The 20,137-nt window shown below is 63.2% G+C and carries 20 protein-coding genes; 6 read left to right on the top strand and 14 right to left on the bottom strand.

Annotation, left to right across the window (positions count from 1 at the left end; genetic code table 11):
• Positions 1 to 51 precede the first annotated feature (51 nt).
• Positions 52 to 990, bottom strand: a complete 939-nt coding sequence (locus ACSE4D_RS09545; RefSeq protein WP_436325869.1) for a hypothetical protein — start codon at positions 988 to 990, stop codon at positions 52 to 54.
• A gap of 86 nt (positions 991 to 1,076) precedes the next feature.
• Here ACSE4D_RS09545 and ACSE4D_RS09540 point away from each other — a divergent pair, with 86 nt between their 5' ends.
• Complete coding sequence (locus tag ACSE4D_RS09540) at positions 1,077 to 1,637, top strand: MarR family winged helix-turn-helix transcriptional regulator (RefSeq protein ID WP_436325868.1); 561 nt, start codon at positions 1,077 to 1,079, stop codon at positions 1,635 to 1,637.
• A 42-nt stretch (positions 1,638 to 1,679) separates the two neighbouring features.
• Here the strand turns inward: ACSE4D_RS09540 and ACSE4D_RS09535 are convergent, their stop codons facing one another.
• The 4 genes from ACSE4D_RS09535 to ACSE4D_RS09520 all read right to left on the bottom strand — a co-directional run bounded on the left by ACSE4D_RS09535 (position 1,680) and on the right by ACSE4D_RS09520 (position 5,755).
• Positions 1,680 to 2,165: an SRPBCC family protein gene (locus tag ACSE4D_RS09535; RefSeq protein WP_425119025.1), complete on the bottom strand. Its 486-nt coding sequence runs from the start codon at positions 2,163 to 2,165 to the stop codon at positions 1,680 to 1,682.
• 90 nt (positions 2,166 to 2,255) lie between these two features.
• Positions 2,256 to 3,725 (bottom strand): LssY C-terminal domain-containing protein, encoded by a 1,470-nt coding sequence (locus tag ACSE4D_RS09530; RefSeq protein ID WP_425119026.1) that lies wholly within the window; start codon positions 3,723 to 3,725, stop codon positions 2,256 to 2,258.
• Positions 3,726 to 3,749: 24 nt separating this feature from the next.
• A complete protein-coding gene (locus ACSE4D_RS09525) occupies positions 3,750 to 4,877 on the bottom strand; it encodes a MerR family transcriptional regulator (RefSeq protein ID WP_096161857.1) in 1,128 nt (375 codons plus the stop codon).
• Between the two features lie 185 nt (positions 4,878 to 5,062).
• Positions 5,063 to 5,755 carry a HEAT repeat domain-containing protein gene (locus tag ACSE4D_RS09520; protein WP_096161858.1) on the bottom strand — a complete coding sequence of 231 codons (693 nt, stop codon included), beginning with the start codon at positions 5,753 to 5,755 and terminating at the stop codon, positions 5,063 to 5,065.
• 259 nt (positions 5,756 to 6,014) lie between these two features.
• Here ACSE4D_RS09520 and ACSE4D_RS09515 point away from each other — a divergent pair, with 259 nt between their 5' ends.
• Both ACSE4D_RS09515 and ACSE4D_RS09510 read left to right on the top strand, forming a co-directional pair.
• Positions 6,015 to 6,602, top strand: a complete 588-nt coding sequence (locus tag ACSE4D_RS09515; protein ID WP_240520268.1) for a peptidoglycan-binding protein — start codon at positions 6,015 to 6,017, stop codon at positions 6,600 to 6,602.
• An 89-nt stretch (positions 6,603 to 6,691) separates the two neighbouring features.
• Positions 6,692 to 7,051 (top strand): ArsR/SmtB family transcription factor, encoded by a 360-nt coding sequence (locus tag ACSE4D_RS09510; RefSeq protein WP_096161860.1) that lies wholly within the window; start codon positions 6,692 to 6,694, stop codon positions 7,049 to 7,051.
• Between the two features lie 7 nt (positions 7,052 to 7,058).
• Here the strand turns inward: ACSE4D_RS09510 and ACSE4D_RS09505 are convergent, their stop codons facing one another.
• Positions 7,059 to 7,994: a DMT family transporter gene (locus tag ACSE4D_RS09505; protein WP_096161861.1), complete on the bottom strand. Its 936-nt coding sequence runs from the start codon at positions 7,992 to 7,994 to the stop codon at positions 7,059 to 7,061.
• Positions 7,991 to 9,229: a pyridoxal phosphate-dependent aminotransferase gene (locus tag ACSE4D_RS09500; protein ID WP_096161896.1), complete on the bottom strand. Its 1,239-nt coding sequence runs from the start codon at positions 9,227 to 9,229 to the stop codon at positions 7,991 to 7,993. The genes ACSE4D_RS09505 and ACSE4D_RS09500 overlap by 4 nt, the downstream gene beginning before the upstream one ends.
• Positions 9,230 to 9,382: 153 nt before the next feature.
• Between ACSE4D_RS09500 and ACSE4D_RS09495 the strand changes: the two genes are divergently transcribed.
• Positions 9,383 to 9,691 carry a cupin gene (locus ACSE4D_RS09495; protein ID WP_096161862.1) on the top strand — a complete coding sequence of 103 codons (309 nt, stop codon included), beginning with the start codon at positions 9,383 to 9,385 and terminating at the stop codon, positions 9,689 to 9,691.
• Positions 9,692 to 9,830: 139 nt separating this feature from the next.
• Here the strand turns inward: ACSE4D_RS09495 and ACSE4D_RS09490 are convergent, their stop codons facing one another.
• Complete coding sequence (locus ACSE4D_RS09490) at positions 9,831 to 11,309, bottom strand: glutamate--cysteine ligase (RefSeq protein WP_135541565.1); 1,479 nt, start codon at positions 11,307 to 11,309, stop codon at positions 9,831 to 9,833.
• A gap of 157 nt (positions 11,310 to 11,466) precedes the next feature.
• On the opposite strand from ACSE4D_RS09490, the gene ACSE4D_RS09485 reads away from it, so the two are divergent.
• Positions 11,467 to 12,639 (top strand): M20 family metallopeptidase, encoded by a 1,173-nt coding sequence (locus tag ACSE4D_RS09485; RefSeq protein ID WP_135541567.1) that lies wholly within the window; start codon positions 11,467 to 11,469, stop codon positions 12,637 to 12,639.
• A gap of 135 nt (positions 12,640 to 12,774) precedes the next feature.
• Here ACSE4D_RS09485 and ACSE4D_RS09480 read toward each other — a convergent pair whose 3' ends face one another.
• On the bottom strand, positions 12,775 to 13,743 hold the full coding sequence (locus tag ACSE4D_RS09480) for an FkbM family methyltransferase (protein WP_425119029.1): 969 nt from the start codon (positions 13,741 to 13,743) through the stop codon (positions 12,775 to 12,777).
• Between the two features lie 128 nt (positions 13,744 to 13,871).
• On the opposite strand from ACSE4D_RS09480, the gene menC reads away from it, so the two are divergent.
• Positions 13,872 to 14,996 carry an o-succinylbenzoate synthase gene (menC, locus tag ACSE4D_RS09475; protein WP_425119030.1) on the top strand — a complete coding sequence of 375 codons (1,125 nt, stop codon included), beginning with the start codon at positions 13,872 to 13,874 and terminating at the stop codon, positions 14,994 to 14,996.
• Here menC and ACSE4D_RS09470 read toward each other — a convergent pair.
• From ACSE4D_RS09470 to ACSE4D_RS09450, 5 genes are read right to left on the bottom strand one after another with little or no spacing between them, the layout of a single operon-like run.
• The gene (locus ACSE4D_RS09470) at positions 14,970 to 15,233 is read right to left on the bottom strand and encodes a hypothetical protein (protein ID WP_135541573.1); all 264 of its coding nucleotides are present in this window, start codon (positions 15,231 to 15,233) and stop codon (positions 14,970 to 14,972) included. The genes menC and ACSE4D_RS09470 overlap by 27 nt on opposite strands.
• Positions 15,234 to 15,242: 9 nt before the next feature.
• The gene (locus ACSE4D_RS09465; protein WP_167854468.1) at positions 15,243 to 15,392 is read right to left on the bottom strand and encodes a hypothetical protein; all 150 of its coding nucleotides are present in this window, start codon (positions 15,390 to 15,392) and stop codon (positions 15,243 to 15,245) included.
• Between the two features lie 28 nt (positions 15,393 to 15,420).
• Positions 15,421 to 16,440: a hypothetical protein gene (locus ACSE4D_RS09460; protein WP_135541575.1), complete on the bottom strand. Its 1,020-nt coding sequence runs from the start codon at positions 16,438 to 16,440 to the stop codon at positions 15,421 to 15,423.
• A gap of 32 nt (positions 16,441 to 16,472) precedes the next feature.
• Entirely contained in the window at positions 16,473 to 16,739 is a 267-nt protein-coding gene (locus tag ACSE4D_RS09455) for a hypothetical protein (RefSeq protein ID WP_135541577.1), read from the bottom strand.
• The gene (locus tag ACSE4D_RS09450) at positions 16,736 to 20,065 is read right to left on the bottom strand and encodes an FtsK/SpoIIIE domain-containing protein (protein ID WP_135541579.1); all 3,330 of its coding nucleotides are present in this window, start codon (positions 20,063 to 20,065) and stop codon (positions 16,736 to 16,738) included. Before ACSE4D_RS09450 ends, ACSE4D_RS09455 begins: the two co-directional genes overlap by 4 nt.
• Positions 20,066 to 20,137 lie beyond the last annotated feature (72 nt).

The following is a 20,137-nucleotide window of genomic DNA, read 5'->3' as shown; positions in this document are numbered from 1 at the left end:
GGAGACTGCCGAAGCTGGGTCAACGAGAGCTTCGTCGAGTGCGCGGCTCGGTCAGGAATTGCGTCCTTGTTCGAAGCCCGCGGCGAATCCCCGCTCGAAGGCCTCCTGGACCTCCTGCTCGCGGCTGCGGCGCTCATCGGCCCAACCGAAGGGGTCGAATCCTCGTCGGCCCGGACCGAATCCGGGACCGAAGCTCGGGCCGAACCCGCGTCGTCCGCGGCCTCCTGAACGGCGGCCGTCACGATCGCCGCGCCCTCCGTGGGGTCCGTGAGCCTCGTGACGGTCAGAACCGCCTCGGTGACCGTCATCATCATGGGGGCGTCTGCGGTCATGCGGTCCTTCGTGGCCATCCGAGTCGTCTCCGCATCCCTCGGGGCCGAAGTTCTCAACGATCTTCGACAGCGAGGCCTTGAGGTTCTCGAACTCTTCGGAGGTGAGCACCTCTTCGATGCGATCGCCGACTCCGTCGCGCATATCGCGGAAGCGCTGGCGCAGCTCTTCGGGATCGATGTTCTTCGACGGCCCCCATCCGCCCCGGCCGCGCGGCGGGCCATAGGTCACCGGCTCTTCCGGATAGGCGGCGCCGTCGGCGACCACCTCATCGGCATCCCAGCGGCGGCGGCCTCGCCGCAAGCGCCCGAGGTCGCGAGGGTCGAAACCGGAATCGGCAGCGGCTGAGCGGAACTCGCGGCGCAGCACGTGGCTGAACTCGCGAAGCAGCTGCGGCAGATCGGCATCGGAGTCATCGTCCTTACCTGCGCGGGCATCGTCATCGCTCGCGGGGTCTCCGGTTACGGCCGTGTCATTGTCCGTCGCATCGCCCTGATTCGCCCCCTCGGCACCATCGGCATCGAGGCCCGAGGCATCGGTGTCGGTGTTCTCGCCAGTGTTCAGTGAGCCCTCCTGGTGGTCCGCACCTGTTGCGTCGGCGCCTGCGGGCGGGGTGGTGACGTCGTCATTGTCATCGTTGAAGTCGTTGTGGGCAGTCATGTCATCTCCTTTAGTTGTCATCTGACATGTACATGCAGAATGACATGCAACAGAGGAACATGTCAAGTAACATGTAAAATCGAATCATGAGCACGAACGATGACATTCAGGCGATCGCCGAAGCGCTCACTCGCCTGCAGTGGCGGCGCGGCTCCGGCGGTCCGCGGGGTTTCGGACCTTTCGGAGGTTTCGGTGAGCACGGCGAGCGCGGGGGCTTCGGTGAACGCGGAGGTTTCGGGGGCGGTCGGCACCCGGAGGACTTCCCTTTCGGTGGCAAACGTCATCCCGGCGGACCGTTCGCCGCTCACGGTCGCGGGCGTGCGCTCATCCGTCTGCTCATCTCCCTCGTCCAGGCAGGCACGGCGCTGGGGGTCAGCGCTCTCGGTGATGCGATCGGCGTCGACCAGCCGCGCGCGTCCCGACTTGTGTCCCAAGGTGTCGAGCTCGGATTTCTGCGTCGCGAGGCCGACCCTGATGATGCGAGACGCACCCTCATCGCGCTGACGGACAAGGGTCGTGTAATCACCAACAGGTTCCGCGGTGCTCAGCGTGAGAACGTCGATCAGGCGCTGAGCGCATTCACCGAAGACGAGAGGGCGCAGCTGGCATCACTGCTCACGCGTTTGGCCGACGCTTGGCCGAAGTGACCCGGCCGCTCGGGTCTTCGATGGTGAGACTCGGGCTGCGGCTCAGCGTTCGGCGAGCTGTTTGAGCCTCTTGAGTGAGGCGAGCAGATTCGCCACCGTCGTCGACTGCGCCCGAGACAGGCGCTGCGGATCGCGCAGCTTCGTCCAGTCGTAGATATGGCGAACGAGGACTGAGCCTCCTCCGATCGGTTCGATCTGCCACACCCACTTCTGTCCGAAAGGCTCTCCCCCGACCTCGGACGGCTTCCAGGCGATGAGCCGCCCCTCTTCGAAGTCGACGATGTGGTTCTCCCGGTCGACGCCTTTGGTCAGGGTCGTGATGAAGGAACCGCCTGTCCCACGCACTCGCTGTCCCTCGACGGCCGACCCGAGGTTGTCGTTGCCGTCCCATTCCGGCTGCCGACGCGGATCGGCGATGAGTTCGAACACCGCTTCGGCCTGCGCTGAGATTTCGATCTCGGCGGTGATTAACTTGAGAGCCGGGTCGATCGAATCGAAGACGGAAGCATCGGGGATCTGGTCGGTCATGGAGTCCTGCCTTCGTGAGTGTTCCGACCTCGGCGTCGAGGTGAGATGCGGAGTAGTTCGGACACGGTCAGAATACACGGGTCCGCAGCGTCAGTCCTCGAGGGCTCGGTCCTGCCGTTCTGCGCGGAGTGCGGCCGTGCTGAAGCGGGTGAACATCCGGGAGGAGTCGCTCGACAGCGACAGCAGCACGGCGACCTGCATGGCGATCGTCATCAGCGCATACGTGTTCGTCGCCAGGTCACGGTCGCCGGTGAAGTAGTTCGTCATCGACACGATCACGGAGATCGTCGAGAGAGTGAGGATCCACAGTCTGGCCCGGTTGCTGCCGCGGAACACCGACGCCGAGGCGATGACCTGCAGACACCCGATGAGGAGGCTGACTCCGATGAGCACACCCGCGACGATGCGCGTGGCCGTGTCGTCGCTGAGTGCGGCGATGTCCGAGCTGTAGCCGACGACTTCAGTCCGCAGTCCGTTCCAGTCGAGGAGCGTGGTGATCACATCCCAAGCCTGGAAGATCAGGAGGATGAGCACGAGCGCCGCCCCCACGACTGTCTGCAGCGGTCGCTGCCGCCACAGAGTCTTCGTCACTTCGGAGACCGATCGTGATTCGGAGTAGATCTGGGTGGCGTCGAGTGCCAGCTCCAAGCGTTCGGGGTAGTCGTCGTCATCAGCGACGACTTCGGCGAGGTCGACGATCGGCAGGTGCCCGTCGGTGATGATCGCGTCCCCACCACCGTTGCGGGAGTGGTAGCCGGTCGAGAAGTCCTTGATCCGGTCCACGGTGATCGAGTCGTCTGCGGCTGTGACGGAACTGACGATGTGGTCGCGTTCGACGTCGGTCTTCTCTTCGATCTTGTGTGTGAACTGCAGGGTGAACAGTGAGATCCCGACGGCTTTGTCGTAGGTGCCCGCGGCCAGCCAGTCGGCCTGGTGTCCGCCGGGCATGAGCCAGCCGCTCGGACACTTCCAGAAGCGCACGTGGTGGCGCTGGCCCGGATCACCGTCGACCTCCTGCTGGTACGCGAAGTCCTGTCGCCTTCCGAACAGGAGCAGCGGTGACACCGGTGCCTGCGGGTAGCTGCGCTTCGTCACCGTCGAGCGGATGATCTCCCAGGTCGACGCCGGCGTGATGCTGTCGGCGAGGGTCCACCCGGCCGCCCTCATCGCGTGGTGGATCTGCGCTTCCTCACCACGCCAGGCAAGGTTGACCGGGTCGCCGAGCAAGCCGTCGGAAGTGCGGGTGCGGCCGATGAAGTAGTTCGGCACGTAGATCTGGGAGAGGATGCGGTGCAGCCTGGGCAGCGCAAGGTAGGACACAACGCCCCAGAAGACGAGCAGGGTCAGCACCTGCCACCACCCGAGGCTGAATCCCTTGAGCAGGATCAGCAGCGCCAGCCAGGTCGAAGCCGCCCCGCCGAAGAGGAAGAACAGATAGTCGAGGATCCCGGTCGGTGTGAAGTGGTGACGACGGTAGACGAATGAATGCTTGAGCCGCCTCTTCTGCCCGCTCGGCGCATCTGCAGCGCCCGATCCGTCCCTCATTCCTGCCGAAGTCATGGGTGCCAGTTTAGACAATCGGTTTCACCCGCCGGAATGCGGAGAACCCGAATTCCCCTCGCCGAGGCGGCCCGTCCGTCGCCTCAGCTCCGCGGCGGCCGTCGCGGCCACCTGTCGATCATCGTCCTCGGCCAGCTGTGCGAGCAGCTCTGTCACCTGCTTCCGATGCGGCTTCGCCATGTCATGGTCCGGCTGGACCTGGCCGACCGGTTCATCGGCGATCTCGATGAGGACCTGCAGGGCACGGAAACGCTCGTTCGGCCGATGTGACCGGGCAGCCCGGTGCAGCTCGGCCATGATATCGGCGGAAGCCGTCGAGCCGGCGACGACGAATCCGGCGAGCGCCTCGGCGGCGTCGATGTCTCGAGGACCATTCATCGCGATCGTCAGCAGTTCGGGGATCGCCGCCGTGTCATCGAGTCCGGCCAGCGCGAAGGCGCAGAGTCCTCTCACCTCGTCGTCCTCATCATCGAGACGCGACCGCAGGGCGTCACGGATCTCCTCGACCGCCTCCTCGCCGAGTTCCTCACGCCCGGTCGTGCGGCGGATCTCATCGAGTGCTCGAATCGCCCGGATCCTCACAGCGGCGGACGGATCGTCGACTCCGGTCAAGAGCGGCGAAACGGCGGCGGAACCTGCCTGAGCGAGGGCCCATCGCATGGCTCCGGCCGCATTGGGTGCGGGTTCGTCGAGGACGGCCGAGGAGAGCGCTTCGATCGGCACGCTGCCGTCGATCCCTCCGCCCAGGGCGGCCTTGTGGCGTTGGATGACATCGGCGGATTCGAGAGAGCGCATGAGATCGATGGTCCACAGCAGCGCCTCGGGATCGGTTCGGCCGAGCCGGTCGGTGCGCTCGAGGTGCGCGAGCAGGCGCTCTTCGGCATCGATGCGTTCGCGCGTCTTGGCGATGAGGTCGCCGAGCAGCCGCGTCGTGTCGAAGCTCGGATCGTCGAGCACCTCTCGGACCTCGGCAAGACTCATGCCGAGTCGGCGCAGGCCCTCGATGTGGAAGATCCGTCCGATGTCGGCATCCGAATACTCGCGGTATCCGGCGGATGTCCGCTCACTGGGCTCGAGCAGACCGATGGATTCGTAGTGCCGCAGCATCCGCGCGCTGACGCCGGAGCGCCTGGCCACCTCGCCGATGCGCATATCCACCTCGCTTCGTTTGTCACTATAGGTTCATCCGCGTAGCTTCGGCGCGCGTTCAGGACCCGTTTCGGAGGTGCTCGCTTGGAGGAACCCCTCGGAGGAAGGAGTCCGAGCCTCCGGTCCGGTGTCGTCGAGCTTGCCCCACTCGACGACACCGGATCGGCCGGCACTTCCCTGAGACCGGCCTAGACCGAAGCCTCGGACCCCAGTGCGACCACTCGCTTGGCTGCGTCCAAGGCGTGGGCGAAGCCGGCATCCGGGTCATCGAACATGTCCCGGGTCGCCATGGCGTGAGCCCGCACTGTGTCGTCCTCTGCTTGAAGCCTCTCATCGACCACTGACACGAGATCCTCACCGAGGGCCACGATCGCCCGGCTGAGGCTCTTCTGCATCTCGACATCCCCTCGCCCCAGCTGCGTCACCAGGGCCGATGTGAGATCCTGTCGGTCTTCACCGGGCACCAGAGCGACGGCGGATCGCCACGCACTGCGGGCCACCTCGGTGTCGGGGTGGGCGATGAGACGGCGACCGATTCGGGACGGATCCATGGCCGGCCACGCGCGGGCGTCACCGATCTTCGACAGCGTGTGCAGGGACTGGCTGATCGCCTGCGGCCTGTCGGAGTCGAGTTCGGCGATGAGGCGCGGGACGGTGTCGTCTGCCGGCAGCCTGGTCAGCGCCCAGGTGAGCATGTCGCGGACGAAGAAGTCCGGTTCGATGCGGCACCGGTCGATGAGGACCTCGAGGTATTCGGGATCGGCGCGGGTGCCCGCTTCCATGGCGGCCTGCAGACGCTGCTGCGAGTGCGGACCGCCCAGTGCCTCGACGAGCCGGTCGTCGGTCTGATGTGTTCGGCGATTGTCGTGTGGAACGGTCATGGTCTCCACCTCCTGTCCCTTCAGTGAAGACCTTCACATCGTGTCAAGGTCAAGCGTTCGAGACTCATTTCGGGTATTCTCGTCCGCGTCCGGACGCAACGGCGACCGCTCCGGACTCCTCCTCGTGACTTCGGTCCTCACCCGACCGCGCCTTCAGGCATCGCCGCCCACCGAATGGCCCGTCACCGTGACCTCACTGTGACAAACAGCTCGGCCTGGACTCATGCAGCCTTAAGTTTGTTGCACTATTGTTATATACATGCCTCGTCTGACATCATCTCGCAAGGGCCGCCGGTCCGTGCTTACTGGTGCCCTGATTGGGCTCGGAGCGGCAGTGATGGCCCTCGTCGTCGCCGCCGTCATCATCGTCAACTCCCCCGTTTCGTTCGGGTCCACGAAGATCAGGCAGATGCAGATGGCGTCCGTCGGCCAACTCAATGAACAGCAGATCGACAATGCCCGCCTCATCATCGGCGTCGGCCGCGGTGCCGACTTCGACGACCAGGCGATCCGCATCGCCCTGATGACCGCGCTGCAGGAGTCCTCGCTGCGTAACCTCGACGCCGGGGATCGCGATTCCGTCGGCCTGTTCCAGCAGCGACCGTCCCAGGGCTGGGGCGAACCCGAACAGCTCACCGATCCCGTCTACGCCGCGAAGGCGTTCTACGGCGTCAATCCGGAGGTCGAGAACCCCGGACTCGACCAGATCGACGGCTGGCACATGATGTCGCCGACCGAGGCGGCCCAGTCCGTGCAGCGTTCCGCCCTCCCCGACGCCTACGAACAGTGGGAGTCTCTGGCCGATGATCTCCTCGGTTCGCAGAACGACGTCGAAGCCCTCGACTGACACCGCCCCTCACACCGAGTACGACCCTGTCGGCCCTGTCGCGGTCCGCATATCGGGTGGCCGGGCCGCTTGTCCGGTAATCTGCACTCATGGCGTCCATTCCCGATTCCGTTCCCGTCAACGACGAGGTCGAGCAGCTGCTGCTCAATCCCGAGGACAACCTCGAAGCCATCACCGAAACCGCCGACCTGTTCAAGGCCCTCGCCACACCCTCACGGCTGAAGATGCTGCTCGTCCTCACCCACGGTGAGGCGACGGTGACGCACATCGTCGAATCGACCGGCCTGTCCCAGCCGCTGGTCTCCCAGCACCTGAAATTCCTCCGCGGCCTCCACCTCGTCGGCGTCAACCGCATCGGACGCGAAGCCTACTATTCGCTCAAGGACGACCACGTCGCCCACATCATCATCGACGCCATCGCCCACACGATCGAGGCGCACGAGCACTGAACTCCGCTCAGCGCCGGCGTCTCTTCGTCAGCGCTTCCGGTCCTCCACCGACGACCCAGACGATGGCGGCGACGAGCACCGCGCCCACCCATTGCCCCGGCTGCAGCCGTTCCCCGGCGATGAGCGAGCCGAGCACAACAGCCGACAGCGGCTGCAGCAGCATGAGCGCCGCGGTCGTCGGCACAGGCACCAACGGGCTCGAGATGCTCAGCAGCACCCACGACAGAGCCTGGCCGCAGACGGCGAGCGCGAGCATCCACGCCCAGCCGTCCCACCCGAGATCGAAGTCGAGGCCGCCCAGGGCGAGTCCGGCGACGGCCGTCATCACTCCCGCGGCGATGGTGCCGATCTCAACGGGAGCGACGACGAACTTCGGCGCGACCTTCCGGCTGTGGTGGATGCCGAAGATGTAGACGCCGTAGAGCACACCGGACAGCACTCCGAAGATCGCGCCCCTGGTCGGATTCGCCGCGGCTCCGTCGACACCGAAGACGCCTCCGGTGAGCAGCATGCCGATGATCATGAGCGGCACACAGCCGATGAACAGCCATCCGGGCCGGCTTCCTCCGAAGATCCACACGAGCGCGGGGAAGACGATGACCTGCACGCTGATGAGCACGGTGGACACGCCGAGTCCGGCGTCGAGCACGCTTTGGGCCCAGAGGACGTAGTCCAGTCCCAGTGCGGCACCGGAGACTCCGGCGATGAGCAGCGCCTTAGGCGGCACCTTCCCGTGCCTGCGGACCTCGAGGACGGCCAGCGGCGCGAGGACGACGACGGCGATCCAGCAGCGGAGGAAGGCCGCGGTGGGGGCGGTCGCCTCGGCGAGGATGACGAACAGACCCGCTGAGCCCAGCAGCACGGCGGCGATGATGATGCCCAGGGTCGGCAGCGCCCGTGGGGCGGGGGTCTGAGCTCCCCGGTTCACCTCGGCGGAGCTCATCCCATGAAGTCGAGGATGCGGTCGATGGCCTCGGCGGTCCTCTCGGCACCGACGGCCAAGGACAGACGCACCGAGCGGGGGCCGTTGACTGTGTCGAAATCGTCTCCCGGGGCCAGCGCGACGCCGGTGGCTTCGAGCACCTGACCACACCACTGACCGGCGGTGTCGAGACCGGCCCGGTCGAGGATCTCGTCGATGCGGGCGTACATGTAGAACGCTCCGTCGGGCGGGGCCATCTCACCGAAGCCGAGGTCGGACCGTGCGCTCAGGACGTGCTCGCGGGCACCGGCGAAAGAGGCCACGGCGGCCTCGCATTCGGCATACGATTCTTCGGTGAATCCTGCGACCGCGGCGTACTGGGCTGGCACCGGGGCACACAGCGAAAGGTTTCCGGTCACGTTCTGCGCGGGTGAGATCAGGGCTTCGGGCAGGATCGCCCAGCCCAGACGCCACCCGGTCATGCCCCAGTACTTGGAGAACGAGGAGATGACGATCGCATTGTCGTCATGGGCCAGGGCGGTCTCGCCGCGGGTGCCGATGTAGGTGATGCCGTGGTAGATCTCGTCGGAGATCACCTGCACCCCGTGCTCGCGGCACCAGTCCATGAGCTTCCCGAGCGCTTCGGCACCGATCATCGTCCCTGTCGGATTCGCCGGTGAGGCGAGCATGAGGCCCTTGAGCGGAGCCTCGGCGTGGGCGGCGGCGAGCAGCTCGACGCTGGGTTGGAATCCCTCGTCCGCACCGCAGTCGAGTTCGACGACCTCGCAGCCGAGCGCGGTGAGGATGTTCTTGTATGCCCCGTAGCCGGGCCGGGCCAGAGCCACTCGATCGCCGACGTCGAAGCAGGTGAGGAATGTCGTCTGGAAAGCGCCCGAGGACCCGGTTGTCACAGCGATGCGTTCTGGTGCGATGTCCAATCCGTACCAGTCTCGGTAGTGACCGGCGATGGCCTCCCGGAGTTCGGGGATGCCGAAGATCGGCGAGTAGCCGAGGCCGGTGCCGTCGCGGGCGACTTCGGCGGCACGCGCGAGCACGGGGCTCGGCGCGCCCTGAGTCGGTTCGCCCAGGCACATGGCGATCGTGTCACGCCCGGCACGCTGCATCTGTCCGACCGTGGCGACGATGCCCATCGCAGCGAAGGGGCGGACGAGCCCCGATCGGGCGGAGGCGGCAGGAACGGACGCGGCGGGAGCGGGGGTGGTGGGGGCCGCCTCGGCGGGGGTGCGGGCAGTCATCATCTCACTTCTTCTCACGCGGGTATCGCATACCCCTCATGCTAGCCCGGGTGGATCGGTTCGGGGCGAGTCGCCGAAGTGCGGGCTGCCGGGCGATACAGTGGCGTAATCACGTCCGTTCAGGCATCCGCTCACGCATCGAAGGAGATCGCAATGACCGCAGACAGCTCCGCAGCAGACACCGGTTCGGCAGGAGAGGTCCAGCTCGACAACGGCGTGTTCCGGGTGACGAAGTGGACGATCAGGCCCGACGGCGTCATTCCGATGCACAGACATGAGTACGAGTACGTCGTGGTGCCGATGGTCACCGACACGATGCTTGTGCGCAACTCCGACGGCACCGAGATCCGCGCCGAGCTCGAGGCCGGCATCTCCTACACCCGCCCCGCCGGCTCCGAACACGAGGTCTCGAATCCCGGAGGCAGCGCCGACGTCGTCTTCGTCGAGATCGAACGCCTCTGAGGCTGCGGTCGCGCGATTTCGAGTTCAGGCTCAGAAAATAGGTCGCAATCGGATACTTCGAAGCGCCAGAAGTATCCGATTGCGACCTACATTTGGCGCAGAGTGTCCGATTGCGACCATTTCTCGGCAGAAAGCGCCCTCAGTCGGGGATGTCCCAGGTGTGGACCGGGGCTCCCGTCGCCTGGTTGGCCAAGTAGGCGTCCATCATCGCCTTCAGTCCCTCGCTGCGCTCGGTCGACCCCGGGGCGCTGCCCGGCGCCAGTCGGTCGAGCATGCGCAGCTGCCAGGTCGCACCGTTGATGCGACTCTCGGCGCGGCCCTCGATGATCGACATGTATTCGTCGATGACGTCATTGTCGATGTTCAGTCGTGACAGACCGCGCCTGGCCTGGGGTGCGAGCACATCGGTGACGAGGTCGGCGACGCCGATGCGCCCGATCTTCGGCCAGGTCACACGTGCCTCGATGCCGTCCTTGGCGCAGGCGAAGAAGTTCTCCTCCGCCTCGGCGAACGACATCCGCGACCACACTGGGCGGTTCTCTCCGACGAGGAATTCGGCGAGTCCGTAGTAGAAAGCGGCGTCGGCCACCATGTCGACCGGGGTCGGACCGGCCGGCAGCAGACGGTTCTCGACTCGGATGTGGGCGCCGTTGTCACCGGAGTTGTAGATCGGCCGGTTCCACCGCCACACCGTACCGTTGTGCAGGTTGAGTTCGAAGAGCTTCGGGGCATCCGCGGCCCGGAACTCGACGAAGTCCTTGATCTCGGGCAGCAGCGGCGGGAAGTAGCGGACGTTCTCCTCGAAGAGGTCGAACACGCTGGTGATCCACCGTTCGCCGAACCACACGCGTGGGCGCACCCCCTGGTTGACCAGCTCGGGAGTGCGGGTGTCGATGGACTGGGAGAATACGGGGATCCGGGATTCGTGCCACAGCTTGCGACCGACGAACAGCGGGGAGTTCGCGCCCATGGCCACCTGCGCCGCGGCGATCGCCTGCGAGGCGTTCCACGCATCGGCGAACCGGTTCGGGGCCACCTGCAGGTGCAGCTGCATCGAAGTGCATGAGGATTCGGGGGCGATATCGGCGAACTCCGCCCTGTACCGTTCGTCCCGGCCGAGTTCGATGCGCACATACTCGCCGCGCGCATCGATGACCGAGTTGCTCAGCGCTTCGTAGCGGTTCTCTTCGGTCATCCACCTCTCGTCGCTGAGGAACTGCGTGGTCAGCGTCGGCAGGGTCCCGATCGACACGATGCTCAGTCCCTCCGCCTCAGCGGCCTTCTGCGCCTTCTCCAGACGGTGGGCGACACCGGCCTCGAGGGTCTTCAGCCCCCGCCCGGCCACCTGCAGCACCGGGTGGTTGAGCTCGAGGTTGAAAGCGCCGATCTCTGACTGATAGTCGTCGTCGAGGCGATCGAGCACGTCCTTGTTGCGCAGGCTCGGCTGGTTCTCACCGTCGACGAGGTTGAGCTCGAGTTCGAGCCCGATCGTGCCCGCCGATTTGAAATCCGCATGACGAAGGTAGGTATCGAAGAGCTCGAGATTCTCTGCAAGCTTCTCCCGATACAGTGTGCGTTCTTCCGGCGTATACCGCTTCGAGCTGACTGCCTCACCCATGGAACTAGCAAACCACAGTCGGCGGGGTTTGTGGGCGGTGATGTGCCTCGGCGTTCAGTCACGATGCGGTCAGGGAGCGGTCACGGCGCAGGTCGACCCCGGTCACACCATCCGGACACCGCCGAAAGCGACAACGGGCTCTCCGTAGAATCGAGCTATGACTTCGACCCCTGCATCCGGATTCCAGCCCACTGAACTCGTCGCTCAGGCGGACCACCGTCTGCCCGACATCCTCGCCGACATCGAACGTGTGATCTCGATTGAGACTCCTTCGAGCGACAAGGAGGCCGTGGCCACCGGGGCACGGGATTTCGCCGCACTGCTGCGCGACCGCCTCGGCGCCGAGGCGGAGCTGCTCGAGGTCGAGGGCACCGCCCACCTGCGGCTGCGTTTCGGCACCGGTCCGGCACGCGTCGTCCTGCTCAACCACCAGGACACAGTGTGGCCGCACGGCACGCTCGAGCGCATCCCCTTCTCCACCGCCGACGGGATTCTGCGGGGGCCCGGCAGCTTCGACATGCTCACCGGGGCGGTCATGAGCGTGCACGCGACCGCGATCCTGCGTGACCTCCTCGGCGAGGGCGCGCTGGAGGGCCTGTCGATCCTCATCACCGGCGATGAGGAGATCGGTTCGCTGACGTCGTCGGAGCTCATCCGCGCCGAGGCGGCCGAAGCACGGGCCGTGTTCGTCATGGAGGCGAGCGCGAATGGTGCGCTCAAACTCGAACGCAAGGGCACGAGCAACTACGTACTGAAGTTCTCGGGCAGGGCCTCGCATGCCGGACTCGAACCGGAGAAGGGGATCAACGCGGGGATGGCCCTGGCCCTGACCCTGCCGCTCGTGGCCGATCTCGCCGACGCTTCAGCCGGGACGACGGTGGTCCCGACCGTGATCAGTGCTGGAACGACGTCGAATACGGTGCCCGCCGAGGCGCGGGTGGACATCGATGTGCGCGCCCGAACCGCGGCAGAACTCGAACGCGTCGATGCGCAGATCCGCGAGTTGGCTGCGAACCCGCAGGTGGACGGCTCGTCGACCGAGGTGCTCGGCGGGATCAACCGGCCGCCGTTCGAACCCGAGCAGTCGGCGGCGCTGTTCGACCGCGCCACCTCTCTGGCGGCCGAGCTCGGGCTTCGCACACCGGAGGGCGTGTCCGTGGGTGGGGCCTCGGATGGGAACTTCACCGCCGGTGACGGCATTCCCACGCTCGATGGTCTCGGTGCCGTCGGCGATGGGGCGCATGCCGAGCATGAGCACGCCGTCATCGACGAGATCGCACCCCGCACCGCACTCCTCGCGGCTCTCATCGCCGATCAGCTCAAGGGCTGAGTCGACGCCGCGCGCACGACTGCGCGAGAGGCCGGCCGACTCTTGTCATGAGTGCCGGTAGGCCCGTGTCGCGGCACCGGCCGGACCTTGTCGCGGGTGCCCGCCGGCCGCGTCCGGGCGATGGGACCGGTGCGTTCAGTCGACGGGGTAACCGGCCGAGCGCATCTGCTCGGGCGACTTCGATGTGAACAGCCAGTCACGCAGCTGCGGGTCCGGCCGGATCGTCTTCCGGGCAAACAGCCGGTCCTCCCCGACGAGGTAGTAGTGGTAGCCGTGCCCGCCGAGGTGGCGCATGAGCTCCCGTGGTTTCGCTCGGTCGTCGAGGACTTCGCAGAGGATGTCCGGGCGCAAGGCGGCGAGGAATTCCTGCCCGTGGGCGAAGACATCGTTCTCACCGCCTTCGACGTCGACCTTCATGGTCACCGTCAAGTCTTCGCCCACGCCCGCCCTGTGCGTCTCCTCGAGCAGATCGGGCAGGAGTGCGTCGAGGGAGGTGAAGCGCACCTCGGCGTCGGAGTCGAAGCTCATGTCGGCGGAGTAGAACGACGGCAGGGCCGATCCCCCGTCACCGAGGGGCACCTTCATCCAGGTGTCGGGACTGCCGACCCCTGTGGGGTGGACGGTGACACGGTCGCTCAGTCCGTTGCGGGCGATGTTCTTCTCCATCCCCGCCACCACTGCGGGGATGATCTCGATGGCATGGGCGCGGGCCCGCGGATTCGCGGCGAGGACGGCCATCGTGAACACCCCGGTGTAGGCGCCGATGTCGAGGAACGCCTCGGCGTCGGCGCTGAGAGCAACCATGAGGTCAAGAGCAAAGGCGTCTTCGGGTTCGGTGCGTCGGCCGCGCCCCCAGTAGAACTCCTTGGCGATCTCGCAGCGAAAGGGCTCGACGAGGATGAAGTCGGTTCCACCGGCACGTCCGCGCACCTCGGTGAGTTCGATCGGAGCGGGCAGACGGCCGATCTTCACACCTCTGAGCCGCGGCGCGACAGTGCGCAGCAGGGGGTGGAGCATCGGCTGGGCGAGCGCCTTCTTCACGGGCAGTTTGAGCCCGAACCACGATTGTCTGCGCGCGGTGAGCGTCCTCAGGTGGTCTTTCATGACGATGGCCCCCTTGCCGACAGGACGACTTTCGCTCACACTATCAACCGCCGCACCACCGCTCCAGAGCCTGGCATAAGGTGGAGGCGAAGACCCACCCGCAGAGTTGCGCTTTAGGAGCCCGGCACATGAAACTCAAGTCAGTCACCCTTCACCAGGTCTCGATTCCGCTCGTGACACCGTTCGAGACCTCGTTCATGCGGGAGACTGAGAAGGACTGCTACCTCGTCGAAGCGGTGTTCGACACGGCCAAGGGTGAGATCACCGGCTGGGGCGAATCCGTGGCGATGATCTCCCCGCTCTACTCCTCCGAATACGTGGCCGCCGGCATCGACGTCACTCGTCGCTGGTTGGCCCCGCTGCTCTTCGACGTCGAGGACCTCACCGCGGAGACGGTGTCATGGCATCTGCGTCATGTCATCGGTCATCCGATGGCGAAGTCGGCTCTCGAGATGGCTGTCATCGAAGCCCAGCTCAAACTCAACGACCAGTCGTTCAAGGAGTACCTCGGCGGGGTCGTCGACTCGGTGCCCTCGGGTGTGTCGGTCGGCATTCAGGATTCCGTCGAGGAGACCGTCGACGTCATCGGCGGCTACCTCGAAGAGGGCTACGCCCGGATCAAGCTGAAGATCAAGCCCGGCAAGGATATCGCCCCGGTGGCCGCTGTGCGCAGGGCCTTCGGCGATGACTTCGGATTCCAGGTCGATGCGAACGCCGCCTACACCCTCGTCGATGCCGCCCACCTGCGCCGCCTCGACGAATTCGGGCTCCTGCTCATCGAACAGCCCCTCGGCGAGGCCGACATCCGGCAGCATGCTGAACTCGCGAAGCTCATGGACACCCCGATGTGCCTCGACGAGTCCATCGTCTCCGCCGAGGCGGCCGCCGACGCGATCATGCTCGGAGCCACCTCGGTGATCAACATCAAACCCGGACGGGTCGGCGGGTTCATCGAAGCGAAGAAGATCCATGATCTCGCCGCCGCTCACGGTGTCGCCGTGTGGCACGGCGGAATGGTCGAAACCGGTCTGGGGCGGGCGGCGAACGCGGCCCTGGCCTCTCTGCCGGGCTTCACCCTGCCCGGCGACATCTCCGGTTCGAACCGCTTCTTCCGCGAGGACATCACCGAGGAGATCGTCATGTACGACGGCAAGGTCGACGTCCCCACCGGCGTCGGCTTCGGCGTCTCGATCGACCCGGAAAAGCTCGAACGCTTCCGCACCGATTCAGTGGAGATCCTGCCCGGGCAGTGATTCAAGAGATGTAGCTTCAACGCGGATTGGGGATTCCACACCTCCGCCGGTCGGCAGGCTCATCATGTCGTTGATCGCGTTCATGCAAGAGGTGATCCCGAAGATGATCAACCAGACAACGAAGAGTATCGCGGCCACTTTCACACCGAGGAGGATCTGCCGCCCCAACCGAGACTGCTGCTCGCCGAAAGGCGGGACATTAAGCCGTTCGGGGAGGCCGAATTCAGGGAGATTCATATACTTCCTCTACAGTTCTTCTCGTGCGCGGGCAACTGTTGCGAGCGCATCATCGGCTTGCTGACTCAATCTCATGGCGTTCGCGATCAGAGGCACGATCAATTCTGACTCGACTTTGTCCGCCTGTGAGTCGTTCCAATTGAGCTTGATATCGCGCATCGACTTCCTCAACGTAAGAGCCGTGTCCTCAATCATCACTATCGACGCCTTCGAACCGCATCGGAATCATGTCAGCTCCTGCGTTCACCAAGGCTCGGAGCAGCAGGTGGCCAGACCGAACGGCTCCCGTAATCGGGTTGACGGTGACAGGGTCGGCTGTGATCAGGTCGAACATTGCCTCGTACGAATCTGTGCCGCTCAGCCCCTCACGTGCATCTCGAGCCCTGAAGTTTTCCAAAGACGGATTGCGCCTGAACATCGCGGCCCCTCCCTTGTCCCAGCGCTTGATGAGCATGTCAAAGGCGGCTGTTTCGGACTCGCTCGTTTTGAGTGCTCCTGCGTCTAGGACTTCGAGCAGACTTTGATCAAGCGGTGCGACTTGAATCTGTGAAGTGTCTGGTCTCAACAGGTAGGCGCTCCAGTCGGGCCCGGCATCCGAATCGGTTAAGACACCACCTGACATTGCAGACGGCACTGAAGACACTCCAGTCGAACCCGACCGAAATGCTGAAGACTTCGAAGAAGAACTGCTCAGATAGGCGCCGAGAACTCCCTTGAGAATAGACAGTTTCGTCAAAGCCGCCGTGGCGATGGCCGTCTCAGCGGCTCTCGCGCTGCTGAATGATTGGCGATACTCATCGAGCGCCGAATGAATCCGCCGTCGTGCGTTTTCACTTCGCTCCAACAGCCGACGTGTCTCGCGTTCTCGTTCCTCTGCCTCCCGGAGATTCTCGGACGCGGCGCGAAGCTCGCTCTCCGCTCTCGCCACCCGTGTTCGAGCAAATCCCACAGAATTCCCACTGTAACGCGGGTCCTCATCGAGAGCGTCGGCGAGTTCGCTCTCTGCCGCGGACAACTCGGATTCCGCTGAATATAAACGAGCTTGTGCCTTCACTCGGTCGCCGACAGCGGCATCGAGATCTCTCCGACGACCCGACACTGCTTGATCGGCATCGTGTGCACTTGACTGCAGAGAGCGATCAACATTGCGGGCCGAATAGTCGAATCCGGATCGGAATGCCAGCAAACTCGTCGACAGCGAGCTCAAGGCTCCATGGCTGGAGCTGACTTTCTCAGAACTCATCGCCCAAGGAAGTCCCTGAGTTGCCGGGACTTGGCATCGACTTCGCGAGAATGGTCAAACAGACTCTCGGCCAACTTCTTCAGTCCAAGAGTCGCGTCATGGACATCGTGATCAATGCGGTCTTTGACCCGATCATTCCAGTCGATCGTGCGAAGCGTGTACTCGAGTTCCTTGGCGAGTTTGACGACGTTCTCGCCGTTGCTGCGGAGCCGTCGTGAGAAGGCCTCGAGTTCGGGGGCATTGGCGTGGACACGGTCGCTCATATCGTTTCTCCTAGAGTCAGGGCTTTCGCCACCCAGTCCGTATCGTTCAGTACGTACGGAAGATACTTCTTCGTTTCTCCGGTATCGAGGTCGTAGTAAAGCATCTGTCCTTGGTCAGGACGGACACGAACGGTCGCCGATGTGAGTTGGCCGATGTCTTCGTTCGACATTGCGCCGATGAGCCGAAAGGAGAATTCGTGTTGAACCTTGCGGCTGAGCCTCTTCTCAAGTCCTTGAGCCGTATCCACTGTTGCGACGATATGCACTCCGACTTCTGGCCCTTCAGATGCGATTCTTTCGATCAGCTCGTGCAAGGAGACGCTTGGTTCGTCATCAAAGCTCATCGAAGTGGAAAAGCTGTTGGGGTCGAGGTCACGGGCCTTCTGGAGTCCATAGAGCGTGAGAAGGATGGGGGCGGAGGAGAAGTCCTGTTCTTCTTGCCGTCTGTCGATCTCTGCGGCTACGGATGCTAGCGCGCTTTCGGCATTCTTGCTCGAATACTGCGTTGCGACTCCTTGATCGACGAGCCCGTTGATGACCTGCTGAAGAGCGGGAAGAATGTGAGAGAAGGCGATGATCTCGTGCGTCATGAACGGATTCGACGCCCGCGCAGAAAGCCACAGAGCAGTCAACGTTCCGACAAGCTGGTGCGAGACATTGCGGTCGACGTGAATGATGTTGCTGCCGGCTTCCCGTTTCAGCTCGACGTAGTAGTCGGAGTGGAGTGAGAAAGCGTCTCCGGGACGAAGAACGACAGGCTTGCTTTGGCTCTGCGGATCCTCGGTCGAGCCAGGTGTGAAACGGCCCATTTCGGCCTCTTCCAAGTGGGCTTGCGTACCGCTTTCGAAGATGCGGGGCTTTCGAGTGAATCCTTCATCTTCGGCCTTGGCTCTCATAACGTCCAGCCTGTTTTTCCGGACAGTCGCGTCCTCGTATGCCCCCTTGAAATGAACGTTGGCAGACTCGCGCCCCGACTCGTTATTGAGGATTCCTTCACCTCGCGACGAGATGAGTCGGTGTGCAGGGTTGTGATCGTCCATCACAGTCATCGCATCTTCTGTGGAGCTGGGCAGCAGCACCCTCACGTTGAGCAGTTGGAGGGATTGCTTGTTGATTGCGATCATGCCGCTCAGAGTCTGGGAGCTCAAAACTATATGGATTCCGTGGCTGCGTCCTTGCTTGATGATCTGGTCCAAAGACTTGGCGGCAGCTTGTCCAATCCGGTCATCATCATTGAAGAGCACTTGGAATTCGTCAAAAAACACCACGATTCTCGTCATCTCATGACCGATGGCGCGATAACCGCCGATGTTCTGTACCTTGGTGGCTTTGAAAGTGTCCGCTCGGTGCTTGAGCTCATGCTCAAGTGACTGGAGAACGTTCATTCCCAACTCGCGTTCGCTCTCCACCGCTATGCAAGAAGCATGTGGCAACCCGTGCTCCGCGTAGTCGGCAAATTCAACGCCTTCTTTGAAATCGAGGAGATACAGCTCCAGTTCGTCTGGCCCATACATAGTTGTCAGGCCCGCCAGAACCGTGTGGATCAGCGTCGACTTTCCAGATCCAGGGCGGCCAACGATCAGTGCTCCAGTGAGATTACCTGAATCAAGCCGGAGAGTAGCGACTTCCGTAGCTCCTGACCGGCCGAATGGAGCGACCACATTCTCACTCGTACGGTTCTGCCACCAAGTTTCAGAGTCGCTCAGATCAGGGACCTTCAAATCCGGTCTCAGTTCCGACTTCGTGCCTCCTGCAACTACTTCGCTGAATTTGGAAAATGTCTTTTCGATCGCAGTATCGATGTCGAGGGTCCTGGAGCTCGAACCAATCTTGTCGACGATCTGGTCGATTACAGTGCCTCCATACTCTTCGCCGAGCTCGCTGATCGGATCGTTGCTCAGTTCCGTCAGCCACGCCGAGTCGCCGAGTTGAGAGGCAGAGCCAGGCGCAAAATCCGCGTTTGTGACAGCCATAGAATCCCGTGGCAAATGGCTGATATCGATACGGCGAAAGTCATCTGCGTCCGAATCGGTGTTAGCGGTCACAAGGGTGAATATTCCGCATTTCGGTCCATGCTCGATGATCCTCTGCAGTTGGTGGAGCATGTCGTCGTCGAACAGCTTAGGGAAGTCCTGCACGATCAAGAGCCGGTAAGCCTCGGCAACCTCGCCTGCGTCGTCGTTGTATTCAGCCAAAGAGCGGTATGTCCCACGAAGATACTTCTGCACCACGACTTCGATATGTGCAGTCAACGTATTGAGCAGGTCTTTGATTGACTCAGTATTGCTGCGTACCTTGCCCGAGATGAGCTCCGGATTGTAATCGCCCAATCGAATGAATCGTGAGACAGCGTTTCCCATGCCCAGCGGGTCGATCACACCGACCCTGAGATTCTTCGGAGGAAATGAGCACATAGTTCGAGCGAGGAAGTTCCGAACGACTGCGTCCAACGCTTCTCGGTCAGTCGCCTTTCCCGAATAGGGGTGAAGAACATTGCCCAGTTTCCTGATGTCTTTGAGAAGGGGCACTTGCAAGGAAGTTCTGGTGATCTCCGACAACTCCGGATTGTCATACCGCAGTTGAGCTATGTGTTGAGGGACGACGCTTTCCGGTGGTTCCCATTTCTGCAGCTCCGCATCTTCCCAAGATCCGACTGCTCCAGGACCGACTGACCGGATCACTGTCTGAAAAGATCCGTGGACGTCGTCGACCTCGTTGCTGAGTTCTGCGCCGATAGCCGCCAATTGCGCTCGGTACTTCGAAAGGTTTTCATTTGTGACAGCGTCGAAGTGCCCCATCTCCGAAGCGAGCATCTCCGCGGTTTCGTGTGCCATAGCGATGCAGTGCAATCGGGCACCCTCGAACGATGAAAGGCTGAGCGTGAGACGTCGGCTTACGCCACCGGTGAAAATTCGAGCCAAGTCAAGATTTCGACGGAGCAGGACGATGTCATCCTTCAACTGGTCGATCCTGGAGAAGTCGAAATCGATGCCGCCTTGCCCGCTCTGTCTGTAAGGCACCTCAAGGGGTTGTATGTTTCCGTCCTGATGAAGCTTCGTCAGGACGGACCATGCCCGATCGGATCCCGACAGCCTCTCTTGTAGCCAAAATTTGAGATCTTCGGCGAGCGTCGCGTGCGCATTGAGAACAGATCGTGTACGCGCGGCGGATCCAGACAAGTCGTTCTCGGCGTCGTTCCACTGCGATCGTGCACGTTTCAAGGCGGCCAATTTCCTGCTGGCGTCCGAAGACCCCTTCAAAAAACGATTCTGAAGGCCATCCGCAGCATTTGCGGCCTCGTTCGGAGCAAGTCTCGTGGTGTGCATCGATGGAGTCTCCCGATTGATCAACTACGTCGCCAGTGACTTTGATCCTACAAGTGTTCTGTCTTTTTTCAC

The sequence above is a fragment of the Brevibacterium sp. FAM 27836 genome (assembly GCF_051351055.1).
Lineage (GTDB): Bacteria > Actinomycetota > Actinomycetes > Actinomycetales > Brevibacteriaceae > Brevibacterium.
This window is presented reverse-complemented; position numbering and strand designations above follow the sequence as displayed.